25 protein-coding genes and 1 other RNA gene are annotated in these 26194 nt (G+C 63.7%); 15 read left to right on the forward strand and 11 right to left on the reverse strand.

Annotation, left to right across the window (positions count from 1 at the left end):
• The first annotated feature begins 10 nt into the window (after nt 1-10).
• The gene (locus tag M2267_RS11430) at nt 11-880 is read left to right on the forward strand and encodes a LysR family transcriptional regulator (protein ID WP_192450706.1); all 870 of its coding nucleotides are present in this window, start codon (nt 11-13) and stop codon (nt 878-880) included.
• 24 nt (nt 881-904) lie between these two features.
• Here the strand turns inward: M2267_RS11430 and ssrS are convergent.
• From ssrS to M2267_RS11445, 3 genes are all read right to left on the reverse strand, one after another.
• Nucleotides 905-1062, reverse strand: a non-coding RNA gene (gene ssrS, locus M2267_RS11435) — 6S RNA.
• Between the two features lie 72 nt (nt 1063-1134).
• Nucleotides 1135-1512, reverse strand: coding sequence for a cell division protein ZapA (locus tag M2267_RS11440; protein ID WP_429114678.1), 378 nt, complete (start codon nt 1510-1512; stop codon nt 1135-1137).
• Nucleotides 1513-1523: 11 nt separating this feature from the next.
• Nucleotides 1524-1793 carry a DUF4164 domain-containing protein gene (locus tag M2267_RS11445; RefSeq protein WP_034806184.1) on the reverse strand — a complete coding sequence of 90 codons (270 nt, stop codon included), beginning with the start codon at nt 1791-1793 and terminating at the stop codon, nt 1524-1526.
• 350 nt (nt 1794-2143) lie between these two features.
• On the opposite strand from M2267_RS11445, the gene tkt reads away from it, so the two are divergent.
• The 6 genes from tkt (at nt 2144) to M2267_RS11475 (ending at nt 9415) form a co-directional block, all read left to right on the forward strand.
• Nucleotides 2144-4126, forward strand: coding sequence for a transketolase (tkt, locus tag M2267_RS11450; protein WP_429114679.1), 1983 nt, complete (start codon nt 2144-2146; stop codon nt 4124-4126).
• Nucleotides 4127-4198: 72 nt separating this feature from the next.
• The gene (gene gap, locus M2267_RS11455) at nt 4199-5209 is read left to right on the forward strand and encodes a type I glyceraldehyde-3-phosphate dehydrogenase (RefSeq protein WP_034806178.1); all 1011 of its coding nucleotides are present in this window, start codon (nt 4199-4201) and stop codon (nt 5207-5209) included.
• Nucleotides 5210-5214: 5 nt separating this feature from the next.
• Nucleotides 5215-5805 (forward strand): putative glycolipid-binding domain-containing protein, encoded by a 591-nt coding sequence (locus tag M2267_RS11460; RefSeq protein ID WP_429114680.1) that lies wholly within the window; start codon nt 5215-5217, stop codon nt 5803-5805.
• Entirely contained in the window at nt 5805-7001 is a 1197-nt protein-coding gene (locus M2267_RS11465) for a phosphoglycerate kinase (protein WP_429114681.1), read from the forward strand. Before M2267_RS11460 ends, M2267_RS11465 begins: the two co-directional genes overlap by 1 nt.
• A 246-nt stretch (nt 7002-7247) precedes the next feature.
• Nucleotides 7248-8273 carry a class I fructose-bisphosphate aldolase gene (locus M2267_RS11470; protein WP_402325445.1) on the forward strand — a complete coding sequence of 342 codons (1026 nt, stop codon included), beginning with the start codon at nt 7248-7250 and terminating at the stop codon, nt 8271-8273.
• A 206-nt stretch (nt 8274-8479) separates the two neighbouring features.
• Entirely contained in the window at nt 8480-9415 is a 936-nt protein-coding gene (locus tag M2267_RS11475) for a PhzF family phenazine biosynthesis protein (RefSeq protein WP_429114682.1), read from the forward strand.
• A gap of 15 nt (nt 9416-9430) precedes the next feature.
• Here M2267_RS11475 and M2267_RS11480 read toward each other — a convergent pair whose 3' ends face one another.
• The gene (locus tag M2267_RS11480) at nt 9431-9982 is read right to left on the reverse strand and encodes a TetR/AcrR family transcriptional regulator (protein ID WP_429114683.1); all 552 of its coding nucleotides are present in this window, start codon (nt 9980-9982) and stop codon (nt 9431-9433) included.
• A gap of 106 nt (nt 9983-10088) precedes the next feature.
• Here M2267_RS11480 and M2267_RS11485 point away from each other — a divergent pair, with 106 nt between their 5' ends.
• Nucleotides 10089-11600: an MFS transporter gene (locus M2267_RS11485; RefSeq protein ID WP_429114684.1), complete on the forward strand. Its 1512-nt coding sequence runs from the start codon at nt 10089-10091 to the stop codon at nt 11598-11600.
• A 39-nt stretch (nt 11601-11639) separates the two neighbouring features.
• Here the strand turns inward: M2267_RS11485 and M2267_RS11490 are convergent, their stop codons facing one another.
• Both M2267_RS11490 and M2267_RS11495 read right to left on the reverse strand, forming a co-directional pair.
• Complete coding sequence (locus M2267_RS11490) at nt 11640-13577, reverse strand: TPR end-of-group domain-containing protein (protein WP_429114685.1); 1938 nt, start codon at nt 13575-13577, stop codon at nt 11640-11642.
• A 111-nt stretch (nt 13578-13688) separates the two neighbouring features.
• Nucleotides 13689-13844: a hypothetical protein gene (locus M2267_RS11495; protein ID WP_090299729.1), complete on the reverse strand. Its 156-nt coding sequence runs from the start codon at nt 13842-13844 to the stop codon at nt 13689-13691.
• Nucleotides 13845-13991: 147 nt separating this feature from the next.
• Between M2267_RS11495 and M2267_RS11500 the strand changes: the two genes are divergently transcribed.
• The 5 genes from M2267_RS11500 (at nt 13992) to M2267_RS11520 (ending at nt 17268) form a co-directional block, all read left to right on the forward strand.
• Entirely contained in the window at nt 13992-14138 is a 147-nt protein-coding gene (locus M2267_RS11500; protein ID WP_205237832.1) for a hypothetical protein, read from the forward strand.
• Nucleotides 14138-15439 carry an MFS transporter gene (locus M2267_RS11505; RefSeq protein ID WP_043610753.1) on the forward strand — a complete coding sequence of 434 codons (1302 nt, stop codon included), beginning with the start codon at nt 14138-14140 and terminating at the stop codon, nt 15437-15439. The genes M2267_RS11500 and M2267_RS11505 overlap by 1 nt, the downstream gene beginning before the upstream one ends.
• Nucleotides 15426-15614, forward strand: a complete 189-nt coding sequence (locus M2267_RS11510; protein ID WP_043610601.1) for a DUF1192 domain-containing protein — start codon at nt 15426-15428, stop codon at nt 15612-15614. Before M2267_RS11505 ends, M2267_RS11510 begins: the two co-directional genes overlap by 14 nt.
• Before the next feature lie 354 nt (nt 15615-15968).
• On the forward strand, nt 15969-16487 hold the full coding sequence (locus M2267_RS11515) for a DUF1465 family protein (protein WP_429114686.1): 519 nt from the start codon (nt 15969-15971) through the stop codon (nt 16485-16487).
• Nucleotides 16488-16932: 445 nt separating this feature from the next.
• Nucleotides 16933-17268 (forward strand): hypothetical protein, encoded by a 336-nt coding sequence (locus tag M2267_RS11520; RefSeq protein WP_429114687.1) that lies wholly within the window; start codon nt 16933-16935, stop codon nt 17266-17268.
• Nucleotides 17269-17373: 105 nt separating this feature from the next.
• Here the strand turns inward: M2267_RS11520 and rpmE are convergent, their stop codons facing one another.
• A complete protein-coding gene (gene rpmE / locus M2267_RS11525; RefSeq protein ID WP_034806140.1) occupies nt 17374-17595 on the reverse strand; it encodes a 50S ribosomal protein L31 in 222 nt (73 codons plus the stop codon).
• A 206-nt stretch (nt 17596-17801) separates the two neighbouring features.
• On the opposite strand from rpmE, the gene M2267_RS11530 reads away from it, so the two are divergent.
• Together M2267_RS11530 and M2267_RS11535 are read left to right on the forward strand one after the other, a co-directional pair.
• The gene (locus tag M2267_RS11530; RefSeq protein WP_429114688.1) at nt 17802-19604 is read left to right on the forward strand and encodes an ABC transporter transmembrane domain-containing protein; all 1803 of its coding nucleotides are present in this window, start codon (nt 17802-17804) and stop codon (nt 19602-19604) included.
• Between the two features lie 135 nt (nt 19605-19739).
• On the forward strand, nt 19740-20732 hold the full coding sequence (locus M2267_RS11535) for a Bug family tripartite tricarboxylate transporter substrate binding protein (protein WP_429114689.1): 993 nt from the start codon (nt 19740-19742) through the stop codon (nt 20730-20732).
• 212 nt (nt 20733-20944) lie between these two features.
• Here M2267_RS11535 and M2267_RS11540 read toward each other — a convergent pair whose 3' ends face one another.
• From M2267_RS11540 to M2267_RS11555, 4 genes are all read right to left on the reverse strand, one after another.
• Nucleotides 20945-22591: an FAD-binding dehydrogenase gene (locus tag M2267_RS11540; protein WP_429114690.1), complete on the reverse strand. Its 1647-nt coding sequence runs from the start codon at nt 22589-22591 to the stop codon at nt 20945-20947.
• A gap of 161 nt (nt 22592-22752) precedes the next feature.
• Nucleotides 22753-23784, reverse strand: coding sequence for a peptidoglycan -binding protein (locus tag M2267_RS11545; RefSeq protein ID WP_043610615.1), 1032 nt, complete (start codon nt 23782-23784; stop codon nt 22753-22755).
• 3 nt (nt 23785-23787) lie between these two features.
• Nucleotides 23788-24885: a MotA/TolQ/ExbB proton channel family protein gene (locus M2267_RS11550; protein ID WP_043610616.1), complete on the reverse strand. Its 1098-nt coding sequence runs from the start codon at nt 24883-24885 to the stop codon at nt 23788-23790.
• Nucleotides 24886-25137: 252 nt separating this feature from the next.
• Nucleotides 25138-25938: an inositol monophosphatase family protein gene (locus M2267_RS11555; protein WP_034806132.1), complete on the reverse strand. Its 801-nt coding sequence runs from the start codon at nt 25936-25938 to the stop codon at nt 25138-25140.
• Between the last annotated feature and the right edge of the window lie 256 nt (nt 25939-26194).

The following is a 26194-nucleotide window of genomic DNA, read 5'->3' on the forward strand; positions in this document are numbered from 1 at the left end:
GGTTGACGCCATGCCTCTCCCCCTTGATAGCGATCTGCTCAGAACCTTTCTCGCGGTCGTCGATACCAGCAGCGTCACGCGCGCCGCAGACATCGTCGGGCGTACCCAGTCGGCCGTCAGCATGCAGATCAGGAAGCTCGAGGATGTGCTCGGCGACGCCCTGTTCGAGCGCCACTCGCGCGGTGTGGTACTGACGCCGCAAGGACTGCGGCTCGTCGACAATGCCAGGCGCATCGTCACCCTGCTCGACGACACCGCCGCCGCGCTGCGTCAGCCGGCACTCGACGGCGCCGTCCGGATCGGGCTGCCCGAGGAATACATCAACTCGACCCTGCCGAAGGCGCTCGGCAGTTTCGCGGCCATCCACCCGGGCGTCGAAGTGACCGTGCAGCAGGGCGCCTCGATGACCAATGTCGCGGCGCTGGAGGCCGGCGAGATCGACCTTGCCGTCGTCTTCGAGCCCGGCGGAAAGACGAGGAACGAGGTGCTGATGATGGATCCGACCGTCTGGGTGACGTCGGAGCAGCACCGGACCGACGAGCGCCGTCCCGTACCGATCGCGACCTATACCTATCTTGAAGGCGGCTGGTGCGACGACCTTGCCCAGCGCAATTTGAGGAAATGCCGCATCGACAACCGCGTCGCCTATGTCAGCCGCACCAGCGGCGGCCTGATGGCGGCGGTGGTGTCCGGCCTTGCCATCGCGCCGCTTGCCCGCAGCAGCATCCCGTCCGGCTGCCGCGAACTGACGGCCGATGACGGCTACACCGTGATCGATCACTCGAATGTCGTGCTGCGGATTTCAAAGGCCGGGAACGGCAAGGACCGGATCGTCGAGGCCATGGCCGACGCCATCCGTCGGGCCTTTGCCGGGGACTGAACAAGCAGTCGAAAGGAGGGAGAAGTGCGATCCACACAACCGATGGATAGTTTACGATCCCGGGTGCCTACAAAGTAGGTGGGCGCCATGTGTCCGGACCCACGAGCCCGGCCAGGGACGGCTCCCTAGAGATCGAGTATGGCCCCGGGGATTGTGGTTCCTGTCGGGAAGCGCAGACCGCATCCAATATATAAAGTGTCTCGGTGCTTCGCGCCAGTGGCTCGCCACCGAAACCTTGTCAGGGCGAAACCTTGTCAGCTCGACGTGGTCGGGGTGCGGCCGTTCAGCTTGGCGGCAATGCCGTGGATCTGCTGGGTCACTTCGCTGAGCGCCGAGGCCAACGCTTCCTCGTTCTTCAACTGGTCCGAAAGCGCTACATCGCGGCCGTTGGTCAGGTTGCCGACCTCCGCTTCGAGGTTCTTCAGCCGGCGATTGACCTCGCTGAGCTCGTCCATGACCATGATGCCGGCCATGACGGTCAGGCGCAGATCGCCGATCTCGCCGAACTGGGCCTTGAGGTGTCCGACATACTGATCGAAATTGGTGGCAAGCTCGATCAAATGATCTTCCTGCCCTTCCTCGCAGGCCATCCGATAGGCCTTGCCGTCGATCGAAACTGTCACCTGCGCCATGTCGCTTGTTCCTAGCGGTCGAGCACCGCCCGAATGGTTTCCATCGCCGTCACGAGGCGACGGGAAACCTCACGGTTGACCTCCTCGAGCCGGTTTGCCCGGAACTGCGACTGATCGAGCTCCTGCGCCAGTCGCGACCGGTCGGTGTTGACGCGTCGCACCTCGCCCTCGAACTCGCTGAAGTCCCGCTCCCTGTCAAACCGACCGTCGATCGCATTCTCCAGGGATTGCACTGCGTTTCGCAGTTCGTCGATCGCCGCTTTGACAGTCTTTGCCGGCATGTGTTCCGAATACCTCGCCCATGAGGCCGAATCGCCCGAATCCCGTCCGCCGCTTCGGCTCGATCTTTTTTAAACCTATTACGTAAGTCTCAACAATGCCAAGTACAGCAAACAACAGCGGAAGCTGTGGATGGATTGCGTAGCCGGCTTTCTTCAACGGCAGTGCAGCAGGCATATTGCATTGCAGAACAAGCACTCGGGCAGGGACCGAAGCAAGCTGCCGTCAAATGGCCGCGGAAGCCCCGTATTTATTGACTCGCACGGCGCACCTGCTATGTGTCAGCCGCTTCTTGCGCGGTCTTTGGAGGATAGAGACCGTTCCCTGACCACCGAACGCAAACGGAACAGTCATGATCTCTCGCGAAAAACACGACCGGATGGCAAATGCGATCCGTTTCCTCTCCATGGATGCCGTCGAGAAGGCAAATTCCGGCCACCCTGGCCTGCCCATGGGTGCAGCCGACATAGCGACAGTCCTCTTCACGCGCTATCTGAGCTTTGACCCCAAGAACCCCTCCTGGCCGAACCGCGACCGCTTCGTGCTGTCGGCCGGCCACGGCTCGATGCTGCTCTACTCGCTGCTCTATTTGACGGGCTACGAAGACATCTCCATCGACGAGATCAAGAACTTCCGCCAGCTCGGCGCCCGCACCGCCGGCCACCCGGAATACGGCCACGCCGCCGGCATCGAGACGACCACCGGTCCGCTCGGCCAGGGCATTGCCAATGCCGTCGGCATGGCGATCGCCGAGCGCAAGCTGCGTGACGAATTCGGCTCCGACCTGATGGAGCACTATACCTACGTGCTCGCCGGTGACGGCTGCCTCATGGAAGGCATCAGCCAGGAAGCGATTTCGCTCGCCGGCCACCTGAAGCTCAACAAGCTGATCGTCTTCTGGGACGACAACAACATCTCGATCGACGGCCCGATCTCGATCGCCGACTCGACCGACCAGCACGCCCGCTTCCGCGCCTCCAACTGGAACACCATTGCCGTCGACGGCCATGATCCGGACGCGATCGCCACTGCGATCGACCAGGCGCAGAAGTCCGACAAGCCGACGATGATCGCCTGCAAGACGACCATCGGCTTCGGCGCCCCGAACAAGGCCGGCACCCACAAGGTTCACGGCTCGCCGCTCGGCGCCGAGGAAATCGCCGCCACCCGCAAGGCGCTCGGCTGGGAAGCTGAAGCCTTCGTCGTTCCTTCCGACGTGCTCGATGCCTGGCGCCTGGCCGGCCTGCGCTCCACCAAGGCCCGCAAGGAATGGGAAGAGCGTCTCGAAAAGAGCGAGGCCGAGAAGAAGGCACAGTTCGTTCGCCGCTTCTCCGGCGAACTCGAAGGCCGCCTGTCCTCCGCCATCGACGACTACAAGAAGAAGCTCGCCGAGACCAAGCCCTCGCCGGCAACCCGCAAGGCTTCCGAGGACGCGCTCGAAGTCATCAACGGCGTTCTGGCCGAAACCATCGGCGGCTCGGCTGACTTGACCGGCTCGAACAACACCAAGACGAGCCAGACCAAGTCGATCACCCCTGACGACTTCTCCGGGCGCTACATCCATTGGGGCGTTCGCGAGCACGGCATGGCCGCTGCCATGAACGGCATGGCGCTGCATGGCGGCGTCATCCCCTATTCCGGCGGCTTCCTGATCTTCTCGGACTATTGCCGTCCGTCGATCCGCCTGGCCGCCCTGATGGGCATCCGCGTCATCCACGTGCTGACGCACGATTCCATCGGCCTTGGCGAAGACGGCCCGACGCACCAGCCGGTCGAGCACATGGCAGCCCTTCGCGCCATCCCGAACCTGTTGATGTTCCGCCCGGCCGACGCCACGGAAACGGCCGAGTGCTGGCAGCTGGCGCTCGAAAGCCACAACCGTCCGTCCGGCATCGCGCTGACGCGCCAGAACCTGATGGCCGTTCGCACCGAGTATGAGGAAGAAAACCTCTGCGCCCGCGGCGCCTATGACCTGATCTCGGCCGCCGACGCCAAGGTCACGATCTTCGCCACCGGCTCGGAAGTCGAAATCGCCGTCAAGGCCTGCCAGACGCTGACCGCCAAGGGCATCTCGACCCGCGTCGTCTCCGTTCCCTGCTTCGAGCTTTTCGCCGAGCAGAGCGAAGACTACCAGCAGGCGATCATCGGCAACTCGCCGGTCAAGATCGCCGTCGAAGCCGGCATCCGTCAGGGCTGGGATCACTTCATCGGCAGCGATGGCACCTTCATCGGCATGTCGAGCTTCGGCGCTTCCGGCCCCTACAAGGAGCTTTACAAGCACTTCGGCATCACGCCTGAGGCGGTGGTTGCCGCCGCGGAAACGAAGCTCGCCTGATCAATCTGCGGGGCGCGCCGAAAGGTGCGCCCCGCTTTTTTTGTACCACGTCAGTCAGACAGGGAGAGACCCATGACAGTGAAAGTCGCCATCAACGGTTTTGGCCGCATCGGCCGCAACGTGCTCCGCGCGATCGTCGAATCCGGCCGCACCGACATCGAAGTCGTTGCGATCAACGACCTCGGCCCCGTTGAGACCAACGCTCACCTGCTGCGCTATGACTCGATCCACGGTCGCTTCCCGGCCGAGGTCAAGGTCGAAGGCGACACGATCACCATCAACGGCGGCAAGCCGATCAAGGTGACCGCGATCAAGGATCCGGCAACGCTGCCGCACAAGGAACTCGGCATCGACATCGCGATGGAATGCACCGGCATCTTCACCGCGCGCGACAAGGCTGCAGCCCACCTGACGGCCGGCGCCAAGCGCGTCATCGTCTCGGCCCCGGCCGACGGCGCTGACCTGACGGTCGTCTACGGCGTCAACCACGACCAGCTGACCAAGGACCACCTGGTCATCTCCAACGCATCCTGCACGACGAACTGCCTGGTTCCGGTCGTCAAGGTCCTGAACGATACCATCGGCATCAGCCATGGCTTCATGACCACGATCCACTCCTACACCAACGACCAGCCGTCGCTCGACCAGATGCACAAGGATCTGTACCGCGCCCGCGCTGCCGCTCTGTCGATGATCCCGACCTCGACCGGCGCTGCCAAGGCCGTTGGCCTGGTTCTGCCGGAACTGAAGGGCAAGCTCGACGGCACGTCGATCCGCGTTCCGACCCCGAACGTCTCGGTCGTCGACTTCAAGTTCGTCGCCAAGCGCAACACTTCGGTCGAGGAAATCACCAACGCCATCAAGGCCGCCTCCAACGGCGCGCTGAAGGGCGTTCTCGGCTACACGGAAGAGCCGCTCGTTTCGCGCGACTTCAACCATGACAGCCACTCCTCGATCTTCGCGATCGACCAGACCAAGGTCGTCGAAGGCAACTTCGTGCGTATCCTCACCTGGTACGACAACGAGTGGGGCTTCTCGAACCGCATGGCCGACACGGCGGTCGCGTTCGCCAAGCTCATCTAAGACAGATGTTTCGCGCCCTCTCCTCAACGACGGTCCGCTGGCGTCCGCTGGAAGGGGAAGGGCTCGAACACTTGACGCTGACGAAAATCGACACCACCGACGGCGCGGTCATCCGCGCCGTCGGCGTTCTGATCGGCAGCCGCGGCGGCGCGCCCTATGGCGTGCGCTACCGGATCGACTGCGACGACAGCTGGCACGTGCGCAAGCTGATGGTCGACACGACAGACGGCCGCAGCCTGCACCTGCGCTCGGACATTCCGGGCGAATGGGCAACGGCACGCGGCACGCCCCTCCCCGAATTCGACGGCTGCATCGATATCGATCTCGCCGGCACGCCCTTCACCAACACCCTGCCGATCCGTCGCCTCGGCCTTGGGAGCCAATCCGGCGCCGCCAGGCTGAAGATGCTCTACGTGCCGTTCGACACGTTTCAGCCCGTTGTCGACGGTCAGCACTACACCTGCCTCGATGATTTCAGGCTCTATCGCTACGAGGCCGAGGATCGCAGCTTTACCGCGGACCTGCCTGTGGACGAGGACGGCCTCGTCATCGACTATCCAACCCTTTTCCAAAGACTATCACCGGAGACCATCTGATGACTTTCAAGACCCTCGACGATCTGACCGACATCGCCGGCAAGCGCGTTCTGGTGCGCGTCGATCTCAACGTGCCGGTCAAGGACGGCGTGGTCACCGACGCGACCCGTATCGAGCGCGTCGCGCCGACCATCCGCGAGCTGTCCGAGAAGGGCGCCAAGGTCATCCTGCTCGCCCATTTCGGTCGCCCGAAGGGTGAACCGGTCGCCGACATGTCGCTGAAGACGATCGCAACGGCCGTCGAGGACGTGCTCGACCAGCGCGTTCACTTCGGCGCCGACTGCATCGGCGACAAGGCAGCGAACGCGATTGCCGACATGAGCAACGGCGACGTGCTGCTGCTCGAAAACACCCGCTTCCACAAGGGTGAGGAAAAGAACGAGGCCGAGTTCGTCAAGGCGCTCGCGGCCAATGGCGACATCTACGTCAACGACGCGTTCTCGGCAGCGCACCGCGCCCATGCCTCGACCGAAGGCCTTGCCCATCACCTGCCGGCCTATGCCGGCCGCACCATGCAGGCCGAACTGGAAGCGCTGGAAAAAGGCCTCGGCCAGCCGAAGCGCCCGGTCGTCGCCATCGTCGGCGGCGCCAAGGTCTCGACCAAGATCGACCTGTTGCAGAACCTCGTGACCAAGGTCGATGCGCTCGTCATCGGCGGCGGCATGGCCAACACCTTCATCGCTGCCAAGGGCATCAATGTCGGCAAGTCGCTCTGCGAGCATGACCTCGCCGACACCGCCAAGACGATCATCGCCGCTGCCGACAAGGCCGGCTGCGCCATCGTGCTGCCGGAAGACGGCGTGATTGCCCGCGAGTTCAAGGCCGGCGCCGACAACGAAGTGGTCGACATCAACGCCATTCCGGCCGATGCCATGGTTCTCGACGTCGGCCCGAAGTCGATCGCGGCCGTCAACGCGTGGATCTCCAAGGCCGAAACGCTGGTCTGGAACGGCCCGCTCGGCGCCTTCGAAATCGCGCCATTCGACAAGGCGACCGTTGCCGTCGCCAAGCATGCGGCTGCCCGCACCCGTCAGGGTTCGCTGGTCTCGGTTGCCGGCGGTGGCGACACCGTCGCGGCGCTGAACCATGCCGAAGTCGCCGACGATTTCAGCTACGTCTCGACCGCCGGCGGCGCGTTCCTGGAGTGGATGGAAGGCAAGCCGCTCCCGGGCGTCGACATCCTGAAGCAGAAGTAAGACATACAACCGGCGCGTGGGAAGCACTCTCACGCGCCGGCAATCAAGAAAAAACCTTATTTATTCAAACGATTAAAAAATTTTAAATCGTTTCAGTCGATTTTCTCGCCATTTTCCTGGACAATTTCACCTGTTACTCGCGCTCCTGTTGGGAGCGTGGCGGTTGCCCCGTGCGCCGTCGGCCCTGCAACTGTTTCAGTGTTCGCCTGATCCCCACGATCGGCGCTGTCTAGGGAGAGAAAAAGCATGACGGAAAAACTGGAAGACATCGCCGTCGCCATGGTCGCCAATGGCCGCGGACTGCTTGCCGCCGACGAGTCCACGGCAACGATCAAGAAGCGCTTCGACACGATCGGCCTCGAATCCACCGAGACCTCCAGGCGCGATTACCGCGAGATGCTGCTGCGCGCCGAAAAGGCGATGCGCAAGTACATCTCCGGCGTCATCCTCTACGAGGAAACCCTGTTCCAGCATGCGGTCGACGGCACGCCGCTCGTCGACATCATCCGGGCCGCCGGCGCGATCCCCGGCATCAAGGTCGATGCCGGCGCCAAGCCGATGACCAACTTCCCGGCCGAAACCATCACCGAAGGGCTCGACGGCCTTGCCCAGCGGCTGGCGAGATATCACGAGGCCGGCGCACGCTTTGCCAAGTGGCGCGGTGTCGTCTCCATCTCCGATACGCTGCCCACCGCCGGTGCGGTGCGCGCCAATGCCCATGCGCTCGCCCGCTATGCCGCCCTCTGCCAGGACGCCGGCATCGTGCCGATCGTCGAGCCGGAAGTACTGATGGATGGCGCGCCGGGCGACCACTCGATCGATCGCTCCGAACATGTGACCGAGTGGACGCTGCGGACCACCTTCGAGGAATTGGCGGCCATGCGCGTCAAGCTCGAAGGCATGATCCTGAAGCCAAGCATGGTGATCGACGGCAAGAAGGCCCGCAATGCCTCCGTCGCCGAAGTGGCCGAGCGCACCATCCGGGTACTGAAGCGCACGGTGCCTTCGGCTGTACCGGGCATCGCCTTCCTCTCCGGAGGTCAATCGACCGAGGAGGCGACCGCCCACCTCTCGGCAATGAACGCCAGCCACGACCTGCCCTGGAAGCTCACCTTCTCCTATGGCCGCGCCCTGCAACAGGAAGCGCTGAATGCCTGGCACGGCAAGGCCGACAACATCGGCGCCGGCCAACGCGCCTTTGCCCATCGCGCCGAGATGTGCAGCTTGGCGGCGAAAGGGACGTGGAAGAAGGAACTCGAGAAGGCCGCCTGAGCCAGGTTGACCGCATAGGAGGGGCCGCTGTCGGCCCCTTTTCATTGCAAAGGCTTGACGCCTGCAACGCGACGGCTTCGTCGGCGCCGTGGAACTTGTCACCCGGACAAGTTCGGGTCTTTGTGCGGTGTGTCGGCTGTCTTAAGCCTTGACATCAGAGCCGACACGATGAGCGCCAGCGGCGCTCCACCAGCGAAAGCCACGACATGACCTCTGACACCGCGCCGAAATCCGTTGCCTATGTCACCGTCGACGTCTTCACCGACGAGCGCTTTGCCGGCAACCAGTTGGCGGTCATGTCCGACGCCCGCGGCTTGAGCGATCGTCAGATGCAGGCGATCGCGACCGAATTCGGCTATTCCGAAGTCACCTTCGTGCTGCCGCCGCGCGACCCTGCGAACACCGCAGAAGTCCGGATCTTCACGCCGACGACCGAGATCCCCTTTGCCGGCCATCCCAATGTCGGCACGGCCTTCGTGCTCGGCCGCCAAAAAGAAATCTTCGGCCGCGCGCCCGGCGAAATCCTGCGTTTCGAGGAAAAGGCCGGCCTCGTCGAGGCCACGTTGCTGGTGGAGGACAGTGTCGTCGTCGGCGCCACCATCGTCGTACCGCGCAGCCTGACCGTCGGCCCAGAATTCGACGCCGACACCATCGCGGCCTGCGCGTCGCTCGCGCCTGAGGCCATCAGCAGACGCGTGCACGCACCGAGCCGGCTTTCCGTCGGCCTGCCCTTCGCCGTCGCCGAAATCATGGATGTCGCGACACTGTCGTCTGCCCAACCCAATGTCACCGCCTTCCAGGCGGCCAATGCGCGCTACAAACCCGAGGAAGACAGTTTCAGCCTGTTCCTCTACGCTCGCTCGGTGGAAGCGCCCTGGCAGATCCGGGCGCGCATGTTCGCACCGCTCGACAATGTCAACGAGGACCCGGCAACCGGTAGCGCCTCGGCAGCGCTTTCCGCCTATCTCGTCTCGCTCGCCCCGGAGCAGGATATCGATGTCGAGATCACCATCGAGCAGGGTGTGGAGATGGGGCGTCGCAGCCTCATCGGTGCGCATGTCCGAAAGCAGGGTGGCGTCGTTCGCAAGGTCAGCCTTTCCGGCCATTGCGTCAGCGCCATGCGCGGCCTGATCGAGCTCTAGCGCTTTTTTAACGACTCAGGCGCGGTCGCGCTCCGGCAGAAGCTTCAAGATATCGGCAAACATATCCTGCCATTCGGCGTCTTCCATCTCGAGGAAACCGAAGCCGCGCAGCAGGAAGACGCCTTCCGTTGCCAGAAACATCATCCGCGCCCTTCGGCCCTCCTCCGTCGACAGGTCGAGACCGTCGAGGCGAGCGCGATACCAGGCGCGGTTCTTCGCCATATGCTCTTCCCGCTGCAGCAGTGCGGCCATCATGCCGGAAGTGCGGGCATTGTCGGCCGTGTTCATCCGGGCGGTCACCGCCGCATGGGCGCGCATCGCCTTGATCGGATCAGGATCGTCGCCGCCTTCCGCCGTTACCGCGGCATCGAACTCGTCGAACCAACGCTGCATCATCGCGTCGATCAGGCCGTCCTTGTTGCCGAAGCAATATTGCACGCCGCCCTTGGTGATGCCGGAGGCCTTGGCGACGGCATCGATCGTCAGCCCGGCCGCGCCAACGGAATTCACCACCGCCTCCGCCGCATCCAGCACCTTGTCACGATCGATTGTTCGTCGTCGTCCCATCTTGACTTCCTATTTCAAATCCATACGTACGTATTCAAATAAACAACGACCCTGATTTAAACAAGGCCCAGCCCCCATTTCCCAGTGGCGGCCACCGAGGTGTACCATGCTTCCGCAAAATCGCTGGCTCATTCTAGCCATAGTATCGAGCGCACTTTTTCTGATCGTCGTCGACATGACGGTGCTCTATACCGCCCTGCCCCGTCTGACCCATGACCTCGGCGCCACCGCGTCGGAGAAGCTCTGGATCGTCAACGCCTATGCCCTGGTCGTCGCCGGCCTTCTGCCCGGCCTCGGCACGCTTGGCGACCGCCTCGGCCACAAGAAGCCCTTCATCGTCGGTCTTGCCGTCTTCGGCATCGCCTCGCTGATCGCCGCCTATGCGCCGACATCGGCGATCCTGATCGGCGGCCGCGTCCTGCTCGCTGTCGGCGCCGCCCTTATGATGCCGGCGACGCTGTCGATCATCCGGCTCACCTTCACCGACGAACGGGAACGGTCGCTGGCGATCGGCGTCTGGGCGGCGATCGCTTCCGGCGGCGCCGCAATCGGCCCGGTGCTTGGCGGTTTCCTGCTCGAATACTTCTGGTGGGGCTCGGTCTTCCTCATCAACGTGCCGGTCGTCGCGGTAGCGCTGCTGCTCGGCCTCGCCGTGCTGCCGAACAGCGCCGGCAATCCGAAACACCCCTGGGACGCGATCGGTTCGCTGCAGATCATGGTCGGCCTCATCGGTCTTGCCTATGCCGTCAAGGAAACGAGCAAGCGCGAGCCGTCGCTGGAAGCGGGTCTTGCTGCCGCCGTGATCGGCGCGATCGCGCTCCTTCTCTTCGTGCGTCGCCAGCGCCGCAGTCCGCATCCGCTGATCGATTTCAGCCTCTTCCGCAATGCGGTGTTTTCCTCCGGCGTCGCCGCAGCGCTGGTGGCATCCGCCTCCATCGTCGGCATCGAACTGGTGCTGAGCCAGCAGTTGCAGCTGGTCGAGGGATTTTCGCCACTTCAGGCCGGCTTCTTCATCCTGCCGATCCCGCTTGCCGCCTTCGTCGCCGGGCCGCTGACCGGTACGTTGCTGCCGCGCCTCGGTGCCGAAGTGGTGCTGCGCTCCGGCCTCATCCTGGCGGCGCTCGGCCTCGGCGGCTACCTGCTCCTCCATGAAACCGGCGCGCTCGCCCAGGTCGCCACCCTCGTGGTTCTCGGCCTCGGCATCGGTGCGTCCATGACCGCCGCCTCCAGCGCCATCATGTTCAACGCCCCGCCGGAACGAGCCGGCATGGCAGCATCGATCGAGGAGGTCTCGTTCGAGCTTGGCGGCGCGATCGGCATTGCCGTGCTCGGCACCGTCATGTCGGTCGTCTACACCGCTTTCCTCGTCCTGCCGGAGGGGGCTGCGATCCCGGCGATGGCACGCGACAGTCTCGACGAAGCCCTGCTTCTCGCCGAGAAGCTGCCGGCGGATGTGGCGAGCGAACTGGTGACCCGTGCCCGCCTCTCCTTCGAAGGAGCGTTTACCGCGGTCGTGATGGTGGCGACAGCCATGCTGTTCGTGACCGGAGCGGCCATCTGGTGGCTGACGGCCGGGCGCGTCAGCGCCCCTCAGGGATCCCGCCAGGGTCACCACTAGCAACTGCGAGCCGCCGGAAGGCAACGACTGTCCGGCGGTTCAGCGCAATCCGGCCTCGCATTTTGCGATCGCTTCGACCATCGCCTGGAAACGAACATGGTGGCGAACGGCGTCGAGGTCGGAATCCTGCTTGAACCAAAGCAGCTGGTAGCAGGAGCTCTGCGGCAGCAAGGTCTCGAGAAGATCGAGCGCCGCGTCGATATCGCCGAGGATGCAATAGACGCAGGCGGTGTTGTAGCGGGCGACCACGTCATCGGGATCGATCGCCAGCGCCCGCGCTGCCCATTCGCGCGCACGGTCGGCCTCGCCCATATGGGCAAGCGCCAGCGCGCCGCGATGGGCCGGGCCCGAGTTTTCCGGATTGAGCTCCAGCGCTCGCTCCGCCCGGGCTATGCCGATGCGCGCCCACTGCTTGCGTTCGGAGTCAAGGCCGAGCGTGCGATAGGCGCTCATCAGGTGGATCGGCGACAGGTAGTCGTCCGGACGGATGTCGGCGGCGCGTTTGAAGAACTGGATCGCCATTTCGAAGGCGCCCTGCATGAACAGGAAGCGGCCATAATGGAAGTTCGCCTCGTAGAGCCCGGCATCAAGCGTCAGCGCCTGCTCGAAGGCGGCAACCGCCTCCTCGCATTGGCCGTCCTGGTGAAGCACCAGACCACGGGATGCATGGGCCTCCGCGAGGTCTGGATCGAGCGCCAGCGCCCTGTCGGTGATGGACAGGATGCCTTGCAGCGGAAACTCGTCCTCGTGCCAATCACGCAGCGCCGACTCGCAATCGGCGATGCCGGCATAGGCGCGGGCAAAATCCGGATCGAGTTCCACCGCCTTCATGAACATGCGCCGCGCGAGCAGGAGATAGGAGCGCGTCCAGGCATGCGAAAACTGCCGGCCGCGCAGATAGTAGGTGTAGGCTTCGACACTTGTCGTCGGGTCGCTCTCGATCGCCCGCCGTTCCGCCGGCAACAGCTTGATCTTCAGCTGGTCGACGATCGCATGGGTGATTTCGTCCTGGATGGCGAAGATGTCGGTCAGGTCGCGGTCGTAGCGATCGGCCCAGAGATGCGTGCCGGTCAGCGCATCGATCAACTGGCCGGTGATGCGCACCCGCGCGCCCGCCTTGCGTACGCTGCCTTCGAGGATGTAGCGCACGCCCAGTTCCTGGGCCACCTGCTTCACCTTCACCGACCGCCCCTTGTAGGTGAACACCGTGTTGCGGGCGACGACGTGCAGCTTCGATATCTTCGAAAGATCGGTGATGATGTCTTCGGTGATGCCGTCGGAGAAGTATTCCTGCTCCGGATCGTGGCTCATATTGGTGAAGGGCAGTACGCCGACCGAGAGCCCGTAGCCATCGTCGAGCACCACCGGACACGATCCGTTCGGCGCCGACGCGACCTTGGTCGGTGCACCGAGCGCCACCGAATAGACATGCACGCCGGCGGCGATGTTCTTCAGCGTGTGTTCGCCCTTGTCGATGAAGCCGACATCCAGGCGCGCGCCGACATGGTCGCGCACGGAAGCCGAGACGGCGATGCCGGAAGGTTCAGCGAGGCCTTCGAGGCGCGCCGCGACATTGACGCCATCCCCGAAGATGTCGCCATCTTCGACGATGATGTCGCCAAGATGCACGCCAATCCTGAGTTCGATGCGTTTGAGCGGCGAAACGCTTTCATTGCGCAGCAGCATGCCGCGCTGGATATCGACCGCGCAGGCAACAGCGTTGACGACGCTGGCAAATTCGACGAGCAGGCCGTCGCCGGTGAGCTTGACGATGCGTCCCTTGTGACGGGTGATCTTCGGATCGACGAGTTCGCTCTTGTGCCGTTTCATCGCGGCCAACGTACCGGTCTCGTCAGCGCCGATCAGGCGACTGTACCCCACGACATCGGCAGCGAGAATGGCAGCAAGCCGGCGTTCCAAGAAACCCTCGAAGTCATCTCCCGAATGAGGCTCGCACTTTAGCGCTTTCTTTCCCATCTGTCCTGCGCCCTTTTCTGGTTGAAACGACAGGTTTCGCAACCAAGGTAGCGGTGAGCCGAAGGCGATGGAGTTCCAAAGGTAACGGGGAGTTGCGGTGCTTGGGCCGGATCAGGGGCGGATCAACACCGTCACCATCATCATCACGATGGCGAAGACCGCGATCTTCCAGAAATCGCGACGGCGGCGCAGCCCCGGAATGCCTATCGGCCAGAGGAGCTGAATGGCCATGATCAGAAGCAGAAAAAGGGCGATCGCCTTTTGCATGTTGCCCTCGTCTACCGGGAGGCTGCCTCGACCGGTGAAGCGTTCGCAACACCGGCACTCTTCGTCGCACGCAGCACCGCCTCCCCCGAGGACTAGCGATACGTTGCGCCTAGCAAAAAGGGCTAGTGTTTCCGCGGGCGATTTGCAATGACCGGCCGCCGCATGTTGCGTCATTCGTCTCCGATCGAAGGACAAAACCTGCGGCAACGCCAGGCGCTGCAATCACAAACCGGCTGGCAATTCACCAGGCACCGCCCTAACTTGCTGACGGCAGAACGAATTTCGGATGAATGATGAGAAAGAACCTGCTCCCTGTCGCCGCCCTCCTGCTCGGCACGCTGTTTCTCTTTCTGGGCAATGGTCTGCAGGGGCTGCTTCTTCCGGTGCGCGGCACCGCTGAAGGTTATCCCACCACCATCCTCGGCCTGATCGGCACATCCTGGGCTGCCGGCTTCGTGCTCGGCTGCTTCTTTGCGCCCACCGTCGTCAAGCGCATCGGCCACGTGCGCGCCTTCAGCGTCTTTGCATCGCTGATCGCGATCGTCGCGCTGCTCACCGGCATCCTGATCGACCCGACCTGGTGGCTGATCCTCAGGGCCTTGACCGGCTTTTCCACGGCCGGCACCTCGATGATCATCGAAAGCTGGCTGAACGAGCGCGCCACCAACGAGAGCCGCGGCGTCATCTTCTCGCTCTATATCGCCATCACGCTCTTCGGCGTCGTCGGCGGCCAGATGATGATCCCCTTCGGCGATACGTCGACCAGCATCTTCTTCATGATCTGCGGCATTCTCTACTGCGTCGCCATGCTGCCGACGCTTATGTCCAAGGCCGCCTCGCCGCAACCGTTGAAGAAGGTGAGCCTCGACCTGCGTGGCCTCTACAAAAACTCGCCGGTTTCCTTCCTCGGCATTCTGCTCGTCGGCATCGCCAACGGCGCCTTCGGCACGCTCGGCGCCGTCTTCGGTCGCCAGGCCGGCCTTTCCGACAGCACCGTCGCAGCCATGATGAGCGTGGCGATCTTTGCCGGCGCCGTCATGCAGTTGCCCGCCGGTCGCCTCTCCGACCGCATCGACCGGCGCTACGTTCTCGCCGCGCTTGCCGGCATCGGCGCCCTTGCCGGGCTCCTCATCTTCCTGATCGAGCCGAGCCAGGTCTGGATCGTGCTGACGCTGATCGCGATCTACGGCGCTGCGGCCAACGCGCTCTACCCGATCGCCGTGTCGCACGCCAACGACTTCGCGACGGCCGAAGACTTCGTCAAGGTGTCCGGCGGCCTGCTGCTGCTCTACGGCATCGGCACCATCATCGGCCCGACGATCGGCGGCCCGGTCATGACTGCGGCAGGCCCCTACGGCCTGTTCATGATCACCGCCTGCGCCCATATCCTGATCACGGCCTATGCCATCATCCGCAGCCGGATGCGCGCACCGGTTCCGGTCTCCGACCGCGACGCCTTCTCGCCGGTCAATGCCGGTGCGCCGACGACGCCGGAAAGCCTGCAGCTTTCGCCGCGCGCAGCCCCGTTCGAAGAAGCACACAACGAACCGGACAAGCGTCCGGAATGGGAGGATCAGTCGGATGAGCCTGTTTGACGACGACCGGCCGCAGAAGAAGGTGGCCCATGAAATCGGCAGCGATCTCGCGCTGCTGTCCGTCGATGAGCTGACGCAGCGCATCGCGCTTCTAACCGAAGAGATTACCCGGCTGGAGGCGGAGCGGACACGCAAATCCGCCAGCCGGTCGGCCGCCGAGAACCTGTTTCGCTGATCCGGCGGCGTAAGGTCGCACCGCAGCAAAACGGAGCGCGTTTAACGCCGCATTAAGCATTATCTGCGATTGTCAGGGCATCCGGAGCTTTCCGGTTTCAGACAATTTCTCCGACTGGCGAATGGGTCTGATTTTTCTCCCTGTTTTACCTTGAGAGCCGCTTTCCGCGGCTCTTTTTTTGTTTTGGCATAGGTTTTTCCAAAGAACTGTGGAGATTAACCCTTTCTTAAGAATGCCCTTGCGCGAAATGCGCTATCGGATCATTCTTCAAGCATAGAGACGGGCAAGGATTTATTTCCCATAACCGTCCCCTACCTGACTGTCGTGATGCGTTTGAACCAGGGAAAACAGGTCATGTCCGAGAGAGGATTGAATACGGTCAGTTTCGCAGGACACGCGGCGTCCTCGGCACAATTCAAGACACTCTATTCGGAAGGCATGGGACTGGTCGAAGAAACGGCCACCTATCTTGACGGACCCGGCCGCGCCGCTTCCAAGGTCCTGCCGCGCATGGCATCGGTGCTTTATGCAGCCGAATCCATGCGACTGACCACCCGCCTGATGCAGATGGCCTCCTGGCTGCTGCTGCAGCGCGCCGTCAACAACGGCGAGATGAGCCGCGACCAGGTGATGTCGGAAAAGAGCAAGGTTCGCCTCGACAGCTTCAACGTCGACAAGGCTGCTCCGGGCTGGGCCGAGCTGCCGGAATCCTTCCGCGACCTGATCGAGCGGTCGCTGCGCCTGCAGAACCGCGTCGCCCTGCTCGACCGCGAAATCTATCGCCCGCACGAAGCGGCCGCGATCGTCCCGGACAACCAGAACGGCGTCAAGGCGCAGATCAAGCTGCTGCAGACGGCCTTCGGAACCAACTGACGCCGCGCGCAAAGAACAAATCTGAGAAACCAAACCCGCCGCAACAGCAATTGCCGGCGGGTTTTTCTTTGCGACCGGCAGCGGCGGCGGCCGCCCGTCGCCACCGGCAAACAGCGACTTATCGGACATGATCCTCACCGAAGCCGACTTGGCTCCCTTCCGCGACGCGAACGGACTTGCACATCTGGAACCACTTCCCGGGTTCCTCGAGAGCGCTGCGGCGCTACTCAGCCCCGGACGCGTCGTCCTGCCAAGCCAGATGTTGACCCCAACCCAAAAAGCCTTCGAGACCGAATGGAACGCCTTCGATTCCAGCAGGCCGCGAGAGACGCTCCAGGCGATCCCCGTCCTTGCCTTCCGACGACACGTCCCTGTTCTCAACCCAGCCGTGGAATGGCGCGGACTGGTCCATCAGTGCTCCGGATTCTATTGCCAGCAGATGAGGATGATCGCGACGCGCCTGAGGCCGACGCCGGCGATCGCTGCGCATTTGAACGCCATTGTCCGAAAACACTATGACGCGGACGCCGGTTTCCTTCATCCCGACAATCTGCGCGCATCGCAGATCGTCTCTTACATCGAAACGCTGGCACGCCTGGGCCTCGACTGCGACGTTTCCTGGAGAAGCCTCACCGAGGGCGCCTATCCGATCGACGCCACGCAAAAGCATCTCGATCTTCTGACGGAAGAGGCGTTGCCGCTTGCGGAAATCGCCGACTGGTCGGATCAGGAACCGCGACATAACGCCGTCATCCTGCTCCTTGCCTGGAACAGCGACTGAACGCCGCTGCCCGCAGCGCCGCGCCCGGCGTATCTCCCAAAACCAAGACAGCAAAAAGCCCGGGCCAATGACCCGGGCTTTTTGAAATGCCGAAGAGGCGTTCGATTAGAGGCCGAGGCCTTCGAAGCGCTTCTTGAACTTGGAGACGCGGCCGCCGCGGTCCATGAGCTGCTGGTTGCCGCCCGTCCAAGCCGGGTGCGACTTGGGGTCGATTTCCAGGTTCATGGTGGCGCCTTCAGAACCCCAGGTCGAGCGGGTTTCGTATTCGGTGCCGTCAGTCATGACTACCTTGATGACGTGGTAATCGGGATGGATGTCTGCCTTCATAACGATCTTCCTAGAGTTCCAGGGTCCAATTGTCGCAAGGCATTGCGACTTCGAGACCGAACACGTAAATGAAGCCGCGTACCGGCTGAACGGCCACGGCTTCCCAATTCGATGCCGTGCCTATACATCAAGGTCTGCGGGATAACAAGTGCCGCACGGAAGACTCATGGGCAATCCCTTCCTCCGTGTTTGGCGAAAGGGGTCAAGTGTCGTCAAGAGAAAACCAGGCGCCAACGCGCAAATCCATTCGCCCGCTCGCCACGCTGCTTCCCTATCTCGCGCGCTACCGTCATCTGGTCGTCGGAGCCAGCATTTCGCTGATCCTTGCTGCCGTAACCACGCTGGCGCTGCCGCTCGCCGTCAGGCGGATGGTCGACAACGGCTTCTCCAGTCCCGATAGCGGCTTCATCAACACCTACTTCGCGATGCTGATGATGCTCGCCATCGTGCTCGCGCTGGCGAGTGCGGCGCGCTACTACTTCGTGATCACGCTCGGCGAACGCATCGTCGCCGACCTGAGGCGCAGCGTTTTCGACCGCGTCACCCGCCTTTCCGCCTCCTTCTTCGACGTCAACCAGTCCGGCGAGATCGTCTCGCGACTGACCGCCGATACGACGCAGGTGAAATCCGCAGTCGGCGCCACCGCCTCGGTCGCGCTGCGCAACCTGATCCTGTGTCTCGGCGCTATCGGCATGATGGTCTATACCAGCCCCAAGCTTTCGAGCCTGGTGCTGATCGCGATCCCGATCATCGTCTTCCCGCTCGTCGGCTTCGGCCGTTCCGTCCGCCGCCGCTCGCGCCAGGCGCAAGACACGCTCGCCGCCGCCTCGGCCTATGCCGGCGAGGCGATTGCCGCATCGCGCACAGTCCAGGCCTTCAACGGCGAAGGGCTTGCCAACAGCCACTTCGGAGCCGCCGTCGAGGATGCCTATGGCGCGGCGCGCGCCGCGATCAAGGCGCGCTCGGTGCTGACCGCTTTCGCCATCACCATGGTGTTCGGCAGCGTTGTCGCCGTGCTCTGGTTCGGCGCGCACGACGTGCTGTCGGGCAATCTCTCCGCCGGCACGCTCAGCCAGTTCCTGCTCTACTCGGTCTTTGCCGCGGGCAGCCTCGGTTCGCTCTCGGAAGTCTGGGGCGAGCTTTCGCAGGCAGCGGGTGCTGCCGAGCGGCTGAACGAGCTTCTGACCGAAGTCCCCGAGATCCAGGCGCCGGAAAATCCGGTCGCCATGCCGGTGCCGGCAACCGGCGCCATCGCCTTCGACGACGTTCATTTCGCCTACCCCTCACGGCCCGACTACAAGAGCCTCAACGGCCTCAGCTTCAACATCGCGCCCGGCGAGACCGTTGCGATCGTCGGACCGTCCGGTGCCGGCAAGAGCACCGTCTTCTCGATGCTGCTTCGCTTCTACGATCCCGCCAAGGGCGCGGTGAGCGTCGACGGCGTCGATATCCGCACGGTCGACCCCAAGGATCTGCGCGACCGCATTGCGATCGTGCCGCAGGACGTGACGATCTTCGCCTCGTCCGTGCATGACAACATCGCCTTCGGCATGCCGAAGGCCAGCCGCGAGGCGGTGCGCGCCGCTGCCGTCGCTGCGCAGGCGGACGAGTTCATCGGCAGGCTCGACAAGGGCTACGACACCTATGTCGGCGAACGGGGCGTTACGCTTTCCGGCGGCCAGCGCCAGCGCATCGCCATTGCCCGCGCGATCCTCAAGAACGCGCCGGTGCTGCTTCTTGACGAAGCAACCTCTGCCCTCGACGCCGAGAGCGAGACGCTGGTCCAGAAGGCGCTCGACAGCCTGCTGCACGAGCGCTCTACCATCATCATCGCCCATCGGCTGGCGACCGTGCTGAAGGCCGATCGTATCCTGGTTCTGGACCATGGCCGCATCGTCGAGGAAGGAACCCACGCCTCCCTCATCCGCCAGGGCGGGCTCTACGCCAAGCTGGCGCGGCTGCAGTTCAACCATGGCGCAGAGGCCCTGTTCGTCAACGCGCAGAGCTAAACGCACTGCACGGCGCGAAAGCATCCTCCGATTTGCCGTAAAGCGGTTGCCGACGGGAGGCCGAGCCCTATTGTTATGGGGCCGGCCGAGGAGGCCGGTATCGCTTTCTGCTGAATTGATCGGGAGGACTACCGCATGGCATTTTCGCACCTGACCCGGCGTGCCGCTCTGGCGCTGGGCCTGATGGCACTGACGGCGCTGCCCCTTGGCTCGACGGCACTGGCACAGGACTTCCCCGACCGGCCGATAACGCTCGTCGTTCCCTTTGCCGCCGGCGGTTCCACCGACGTGGTTGCCCGCATCGTCGCGCAGAAAATGTCGGAGGACCTCGGCGAACAGGTGATCGTCCAGAACGTTGCCGGCGCCGGTGGCAATCTCGGCGCAGACAATGTCGCCCGCGCCGATCCGGACGGCTATACGATCCTGATGGGCACGGTCGCCACCCACGCGCTCAATCCGCTGATCCTCAAAACCAAGCCCTACGACCCCGAAAAGGACTTCGCGCCGATCTCCCTGCTCGTCGTCGTGCCCAACGTGCTCGTCGTCAATCCGGAACTTCCGGCCAAGGACGTTGCGGAACTGCTGGCACTCCTGAAGGCCAAGCCCGACGAGTATAGCTACGCGTCTTCCGGCAACGGCACGCCGCTGCACCTCTCCGGCGAACTCTTCAAGAAGATGGCCGGCGTCAGCATGCAGCACATCCCCTACAAGGGCGCAGGCCCGGCGCTGAACGACGTCATCGGCAACCAGGTGCCGATCATGTTCGACAACCTCCCCTCCTCCTCCAGCCACATCAAGGCGGGAACGCTGAGGGCGCTTGCGGTGACCACGGCGGAACGGGCACCGTCCTTCCCGGATGTGCCGACGGTCGCCGAGGCCGGCATTCCGGGCTACGAGACCTACACCTGGAATGCGCTCTTCGCCCCCGCCAACACGCCTCAGCCGGTCGTCGCCCGCCTCAACGAGGCGGCCAACAAGGCGCTGAAGGATCCCGCCGTCGTCGAACGCATGAAGGAATTCAGCGCCACGATCGTTGGCTCGACCCCGGTAGAGCTGGAAGCGCATGTGAAGGCCGAGCTGGCGAAGTGGACGCCGGTCGTGCGCGACGCCAACGTTCAGATGGATTGACGATCAGACCGAGCGGTGCCGTCATCCGTTGCCACGCCCTTCTCCCCGTACGCGGGGAGAAGGGACGTGTGGCGCGCTCCGCGCGTTTGCGTCAAACACACACGGTGTCCCTCGGATTGAACCCGGATACACCACCCCACACTCGAACGTCGCCTCTTCGCGCTTGGCAAGGAGAGGGCTATCGTGAGGGGCCGCTCCAGCTAACAACCACGTCACGCCCCGGCAGCACCCCGCCCCGCAGCCCGGCCGGAAAAGATGCAGCCGCCGAGAAACGTGCCTTCGAGCGCATTGTAGCCATGCATGCCGCCGCCGCCGAAGCCGGCGACTTCGCCGGCAGCGTAGAGACCGGGTACCGGCTCGCCCGATTGCTCCAGCACCTGGCCTGACAGGTTGGTTTGGAGCCCGCCGAGCGTCTTGCGGGTCAGGATATGCAGGCGGACGGCAATCAGCGGTCCGGCCTTGGGATCGAGCAGCCGATGCGGCTTGGCGGTGCGCAGCAGCCGATCACCGCGATAGGCGCGGGCGCCGCGGATCGCGGTCACCTGCGCGTCCTTGGAGAACGGATTGTTGATTTCCCGGTCGCGCGCCTCGATCTGCTGCCGCAGATGCTCCAGCGACAGCCGGTTCTCGCCGGTCAGTGCATTCATCGCCGGCACCAGGTCGTCGAGCCGATCACGCACGATGAAATCCTCGCCCTTGTCCATGAACGCCTGGACCGGCCCTGGCGGGTTCTTGCCGAGCCGCTTTAACAGAAGGGCGACGCTCTTGCCGGTGAGATCGGGATTCTGCTCCGAACCGGAAAGCGCAAATTCCTTCTTGATGATCGCCCGCGTCAGCACGAACCAGCTGTAGTCATGGCCGCTGTCGCGGATCGCCTTCAACGTGCCGAGCGTATCGAAGCCGGGCATGGCTGGCGCCGGAAAACGGTTGCCGTCGGCGTCGCACCAGAAGGACGAAGGCCCCGGCAGGATGCGGATGCCATGGTCCGGCCAGATCGGATCGAAGTTCTTCAACCCCTCGGTATAGTGCCACATGCGATCCGCATTGATGACCGCGCCCCGCGCCTGGCTGGCGATCTCCAGCATGCGACCGTCGACATGGTGGGGTACGCCGGCGACCATCGTCGCCGGCGGTTGGCCGAGACGCTTGCGCGGCCAGTTGCGGCGGACTAGATCGTGGTTTCCGCCGATACCGCCTGACGTGACGACGACCGCGCCTGCCGAAAGCTCGAAATCGCCGACGATGTCGCGCGAGCTGCGTTCGCCGCGCCCGACCGGATCGTCCTTGAGCAGCGCACCGCGCGCACCCGTCACGCGGCCGTCGGTGGTCACGAGCTCATCGACCCGGTGCCGGAAACGGAAGCGCACGAGACCGCGGCTTTCCGCCTCCCGCGTCAACCGGATGAACGGTTCGAGCACTGCCGGGCCGGTGCCCCAGGTGACGTGAAAGCGCGGCACCGAATTGCCGTGCCCGTGGGCAAGGCCGCCGCCGCGCTCCGCCCAGCCGACGACCGGGAACCAGCGCATACCGAGCGAGTGCAACCAGGAGCGTTTCTCGCCCGCGGCAAAATCGAGATAGGCTTCCGCCCAGAGCCGCGGCCAGTGATCCTCAGGACGGTCGAACTGCGACGAGCCCGCCCAGTCCTGCCGGGCAAGCTCGCGGGTGTCGCGGATACCCATGCGGCGCTGTTCGGGGCTATCGACGAAAAACAGACCGCCCAGCGACCAGAAGGCCTGTCCGCCGAGGTTCTGCTCCCCCTCCTGGTCGAGCACGATGACCCTGCGCCCGAGTGCTGCCGCCTCCGCTGCGGCGACAAGCCCGGCAAGGCCCGCGCCGATAACCAATACATCGCAATCCATGAAATGCTCTCCCCCTCGCATCCCATCCGGCACCCCACGCCCTGACACGCAAAAGTTGCCGCAGCCATCGAAATGGCCGCAGAAACTGTTACGCGTACGTCAAGGTCAATTCAAGGCCGGACTGGCGTCACCGACGACGGGACGCTCGCGGGGCCGAAAGCTTACTTCTCCGTCAGCTTGAGCTCGATGCGGCGGTTCTGCGCCCGCGCTTCCGGGCTTTCGCCCGGCGCGATCGGCTGGTACTCGCCAAAGCCTGCAGCAACCAGGCGGTCCGCCGGTACGCCCTTCGAGATCAGGAACTTGACCACCGAGGTCGCGCGCGCCGACGAGAGCTCCCAGTTGTCGGCAAAACGCCCGGCGCCGGAAAGCTGCACATTGTCGGTGTGGCCGTCGACACGCAGCACCCAGTTGATCTCGGCGGGGATTTCCTTGGCGAGATCGAGCAGTGCGGTGGCGAGCTTGGCCATTTCCGCCTGCCCCGCCGGATTGAGGTCGTTGCCGCCGGACGGGAACAGCACCTCCGACTGGAAGACGAAGCGGTCGCCGACGATGCGGATGTTTTCGCGGTCGGAGAGAATTTCCCGAAGGCGTCCGAAGAAGTCCGAGCGGTAGCGATTGAGTTCCTGCACCCGCTGGGCCAGCGCCACGTTGAGGCGTCGGCCGAGATCGGCGATCTTGGTCTGCGACTGCTGGTCCTTGGCTTCCGATGCCTGAAGCGCCACCTCGATGGCGGCAATCTGGCTGCGGAGCGCCGCGATCTGCTGGTTCAGGAGTTCGATCTGGCTCATCGCCCGCGCGCTGACTTCGCGCTCGGTCTCAAGCTCAGAGCCGAGACGGCCGATCTTCTGGTTGGCGGCGTCCGAGCTGCCAGCACCCTGGTCGAGCAGGGCCTGAAGCCGCGAGCGTTCGCCCTCGGAGGTGGCGAGCGACGCCTGCAGATTGGCAAGGGAATCCTCGAGATCCTGCTTGCCGCTCTTTTCGAGCGCCAGAAGCTGGGTCAGCTCGTTGATCTGGCTGTTCAGTCGCGTGAGTACCTCGTCCTTGCCGCTGATTTCACGGCTGAGCAGAAACTGTGCGAGGACGAAGACGGTCAGCAGGAACATGATCGACAGCAGCAGCGTCGACAGCGCGTCGACGAAGCCCGGCCAATAGTCGATCGTGCGCTGAGAGCGGCCTTTTCGCGCGAGCGCCATGGATCATTCCCCTCCGGTCTCTTCCACGCGCGCCTTGGCCGGCACGGCCGGCTTGTCATGCGCAGACGACCGGTCGGAGATGCCGACGCGCGAAGCCAGCTTGTCGAGCGTCTTGCGCATCGCCTTGGCTTCGTCCTGTTGAGCTTCGATCCAGTCCCGCAGCATCTGCTGTTCGCCGCGCATGTTCTTGACCAGCCCCTGAATGCCTTCTGCAAGGCTTGCCATGGCGGCGGTCGTGCGCTGGTTCGCGCCGCCCTCATGGTTAAGGCGGACGAGCTGGTCGGTGAGCCTTTTCAGCTCCTCGACCGGCGCGCCGGCGGGCAGGTCGAGCGCCGGCGAAAGCTCCGAGCCGACATCGGTCACGGAGGAGAGCCAGTTTTCAAGCTCGGTGTAGAAACGGTTCTGCGCCCGCCCGGCCTGCAGATCGAGAAAGCCGAGGATCAGCGAACCGGAAAGGCCGAAAAGCGACGTCGAAAACGCCGTGCCCATGCCGGTGAGCGGTGCCGACAGGCCGTTCTTCAGCGCCGAGAGAATGTCTTCCGTCGTACCCGATCCGGCATCCAGGGACTGGATGACCGTATTGATCGAGCCGATCGTTCCAAGCAGACCCCAGAAGGTGCCGAGCAGGCCGAGAAACACCAGAAGCCCGGTCAGGTAACGCGAAATGTCGCGCGATTCGTCGAGGCGGGTGGCGATGGAATCGAGGATCGACCGCAGCGCCGTGGTCGAGATCGCCGTCTGGCGACCGCCGATCAGGGCCCGCATCGGCGCGAGCAGAACCGGGTCGCGGCCGACCTTATCGGCACTGCCGGCGGCACGGAACGAGTTGAACCAGCGCACTTCGGGACGCAAGCCCAGCACGTGGTTGAAGACGAGCAGGATGCCGATCAGCAGGACGCCGAGGATCAGGCCGTTGAGGCCCGGATTGGCGAGAAAGGCATTCTGCGCCTGGCGGAAGAGGATCGCACCCACGAAGCCGACGATGATCAGAAAGACCACCATCGTCCAGAAATAGTGCATGGGGCTCGAGAGCTTATGCGGGTTGTAGCCGTCTTCCATGCCTTCCCGACCGTTCCATCCGGACAGATGCAGTTTCGTCATGGGTATGAGTATCTCCGCTTCACTTGACGGAACGACGCCGCGCCGGCCCGGAGCCTATCGCATAATTCCTGAAACCGAAATCGATTCAAGGGCCAATTTGTGCATGCAGCCGCGATGATGCCGCCGCCTGCAGGTCGCCAGTTAGGCACGGGCCTGTGGCGGTGTCGTGTTGCTCCGCCGCGCTTCGCACTAAAAACAAAGCCCCCGATGCGGGCTGCGCGTCGGAGGCTTTGAAACGAAAGGGATGACGACTTACTTCGTCGGCACCGGGCGATGAACGACTTCCGTCAGCGCCTTGACGATGTATTCGTTGCCGCAAATGACCGAGCCGTCGTCGACCGGACGGGCGCCGCCGTTGATATCGTGCGTCCAGCCACCGGCTTCGCGAATGAGAAGCACGCCGGCGGCAATGTCCCAGGCGGCAAGGTCACGCTCCCAGTAGCCGTCGAAACGGCCGGCAGCGACATAGGCAAGATCGAGTGCAGCCGAGCCCATGCGGCGGATGCCGGCGACTTCGCCCATCACGTGACGCAGTTCGATCAGGTACTTGCCGTGGTTGCCGCGGCCGAGATGCGGCGTGCCGGTGGCGATCACGGCATCGGAAAGATGCTTGCGCGCAGCAACCCGCAGACGACGGTCGTTGAGGAAGGCGCCACCGCCGCGCTCGGCCGTGTAGAGTTCATCGGTCGCTGGGTTGAAGACGACGGCGCCGACGATCTCGCCCTGGCGCTCCAGTGCGATCGAAACGGCGAAATGCGGAATGCCGTGCAGGAAGTTGGTGGTGCCGTCGAGCGGATCGACGATCCAGCGATGGGCGCCGTCGGTGCCGATGATCTCCTCGCCTTCCTCGCCGAGGAAGCCATAGGTCGGGCGAGCCTTCAGGAGTTCTTCGCGGATGAGCTTTTCGGCCTTGCGGTCGGCCTGCGAAACATAGTCGCCGGGTCCCTTGAGCGAGACCTGCAGGTTCTGGACTTCCCCGAAATCGCGGGACAACGACTTGCCCGCCTTGAAGGCGGCCTGAACCATGACATTGAGAAGTGCTGAACGGGCCATCTGGCGATCCCTTGAAAAACGAAGGCCGATCGAACGCGTTCGATCGGACGTTGAACCTGCTTGACGAAACATAGGCGCATTGCCGGCCCCAAGGGCAAGCTGCAAACCGTGTTCCGTCGTCAAAAAACCGAGTGAAGTCTCACTCCGCTCGCGCATTGCAGCCACTGTCGTGGCGCCACGAGCAAAACCGCGGCTTCAGAACCACAAAAGCCCCGCGAGTTCAAGCGAAATAGCATGTTTGCCGGCCGCCGGCGAC

Source organism: Ensifer sp. KUDG1, assembly GCF_050434285.1.
Classification (GTDB): domain Bacteria; phylum Pseudomonadota; class Alphaproteobacteria; order Rhizobiales; family Rhizobiaceae; genus Ensifer.

Coding starts and splice junctions, on each gene's coding strand:
- M2267_RS11430 (WP_192450706.1), top strand. CDS start 11: ATGCCTCTCCCCCTTGATAGCGATCTGCTCAGAACCTTTCTCGCGGTC.
- M2267_RS11440 (WP_429114678.1), bottom strand. CDS start 1,512: ATGGCGCAGGTGACAGTTTCGATCGACGGCAAGGCCTATCGGATGGCC.
- M2267_RS11445 (WP_034806184.1), bottom strand. CDS start 1,793: ATGCCGGCAAAGACTGTCAAAGCGGCGATCGACGAACTGCGAAACGCA.
- tkt (WP_429114679.1), top strand. CDS start 2,144: ATGATCTCTCGCGAAAAACACGACCGGATGGCAAATGCGATCCGTTTC.
- gap (WP_034806178.1), top strand. CDS start 4,199: ATGACAGTGAAAGTCGCCATCAACGGTTTTGGCCGCATCGGCCGCAAC.
- M2267_RS11460 (WP_429114680.1), top strand. CDS start 5,215: ATGTTTCGCGCCCTCTCCTCAACGACGGTCCGCTGGCGTCCGCTGGAA.
- M2267_RS11465 (WP_429114681.1), top strand. CDS start 5,805: ATGACTTTCAAGACCCTCGACGATCTGACCGACATCGCCGGCAAGCGC.
- M2267_RS11470 (WP_402325445.1), top strand. CDS start 7,248: ATGACGGAAAAACTGGAAGACATCGCCGTCGCCATGGTCGCCAATGGC.
- M2267_RS11475 (WP_429114682.1), top strand. CDS start 8,480: ATGACCTCTGACACCGCGCCGAAATCCGTTGCCTATGTCACCGTCGAC.
- M2267_RS11480 (WP_429114683.1), bottom strand. CDS start 9,982: ATGGGACGACGACGAACAATCGATCGTGACAAGGTGCTGGATGCGGCG.
- M2267_RS11485 (WP_429114684.1), top strand. CDS start 10,089: ATGCTTCCGCAAAATCGCTGGCTCATTCTAGCCATAGTATCGAGCGCA.
- M2267_RS11490 (WP_429114685.1), bottom strand. CDS start 13,577: ATGGGAAAGAAAGCGCTAAAGTGCGAGCCTCATTCGGGAGATGACTTC.
- M2267_RS11495 (WP_090299729.1), bottom strand. CDS start 13,844: ATGCAAAAGGCGATCGCCCTTTTTCTGCTTCTGATCATGGCCATTCAG.
- M2267_RS11500 (WP_205237832.1), top strand. CDS start 13,992: ATGACCGGCCGCCGCATGTTGCGTCATTCGTCTCCGATCGAAGGACAA.
- M2267_RS11505 (WP_043610753.1), top strand. CDS start 14,138: ATGAGAAAGAACCTGCTCCCTGTCGCCGCCCTCCTGCTCGGCACGCTG.
- M2267_RS11510 (WP_043610601.1), top strand. CDS start 15,426: ATGAGCCTGTTTGACGACGACCGGCCGCAGAAGAAGGTGGCCCATGAA.
- M2267_RS11515 (WP_429114686.1), top strand. CDS start 15,969: ATGTCCGAGAGAGGATTGAATACGGTCAGTTTCGCAGGACACGCGGCG.
- M2267_RS11520 (WP_429114687.1), top strand. CDS start 16,933: ATGATCGCGACGCGCCTGAGGCCGACGCCGGCGATCGCTGCGCATTTG.
- rpmE (WP_034806140.1), bottom strand. CDS start 17,595: ATGAAGGCAGACATCCATCCCGATTACCACGTCATCAAGGTAGTCATG.
- M2267_RS11535 (WP_429114689.1), top strand. CDS start 19,740: ATGGCATTTTCGCACCTGACCCGGCGTGCCGCTCTGGCGCTGGGCCTG.
- M2267_RS11540 (WP_429114690.1), bottom strand. CDS start 22,591: ATGGATTGCGATGTATTGGTTATCGGCGCGGGCCTTGCCGGGCTTGTC.
- M2267_RS11545 (WP_043610615.1), bottom strand. CDS start 23,784: ATGGCGCTCGCGCGAAAAGGCCGCTCTCAGCGCACGATCGACTATTGG.
- M2267_RS11550 (WP_043610616.1), bottom strand. CDS start 24,885: ATGACGAAACTGCATCTGTCCGGATGGAACGGTCGGGAAGGCATGGAA.
- M2267_RS11555 (WP_034806132.1), bottom strand. CDS start 25,938: ATGGCCCGTTCAGCACTTCTCAATGTCATGGTTCAGGCCGCCTTCAAG.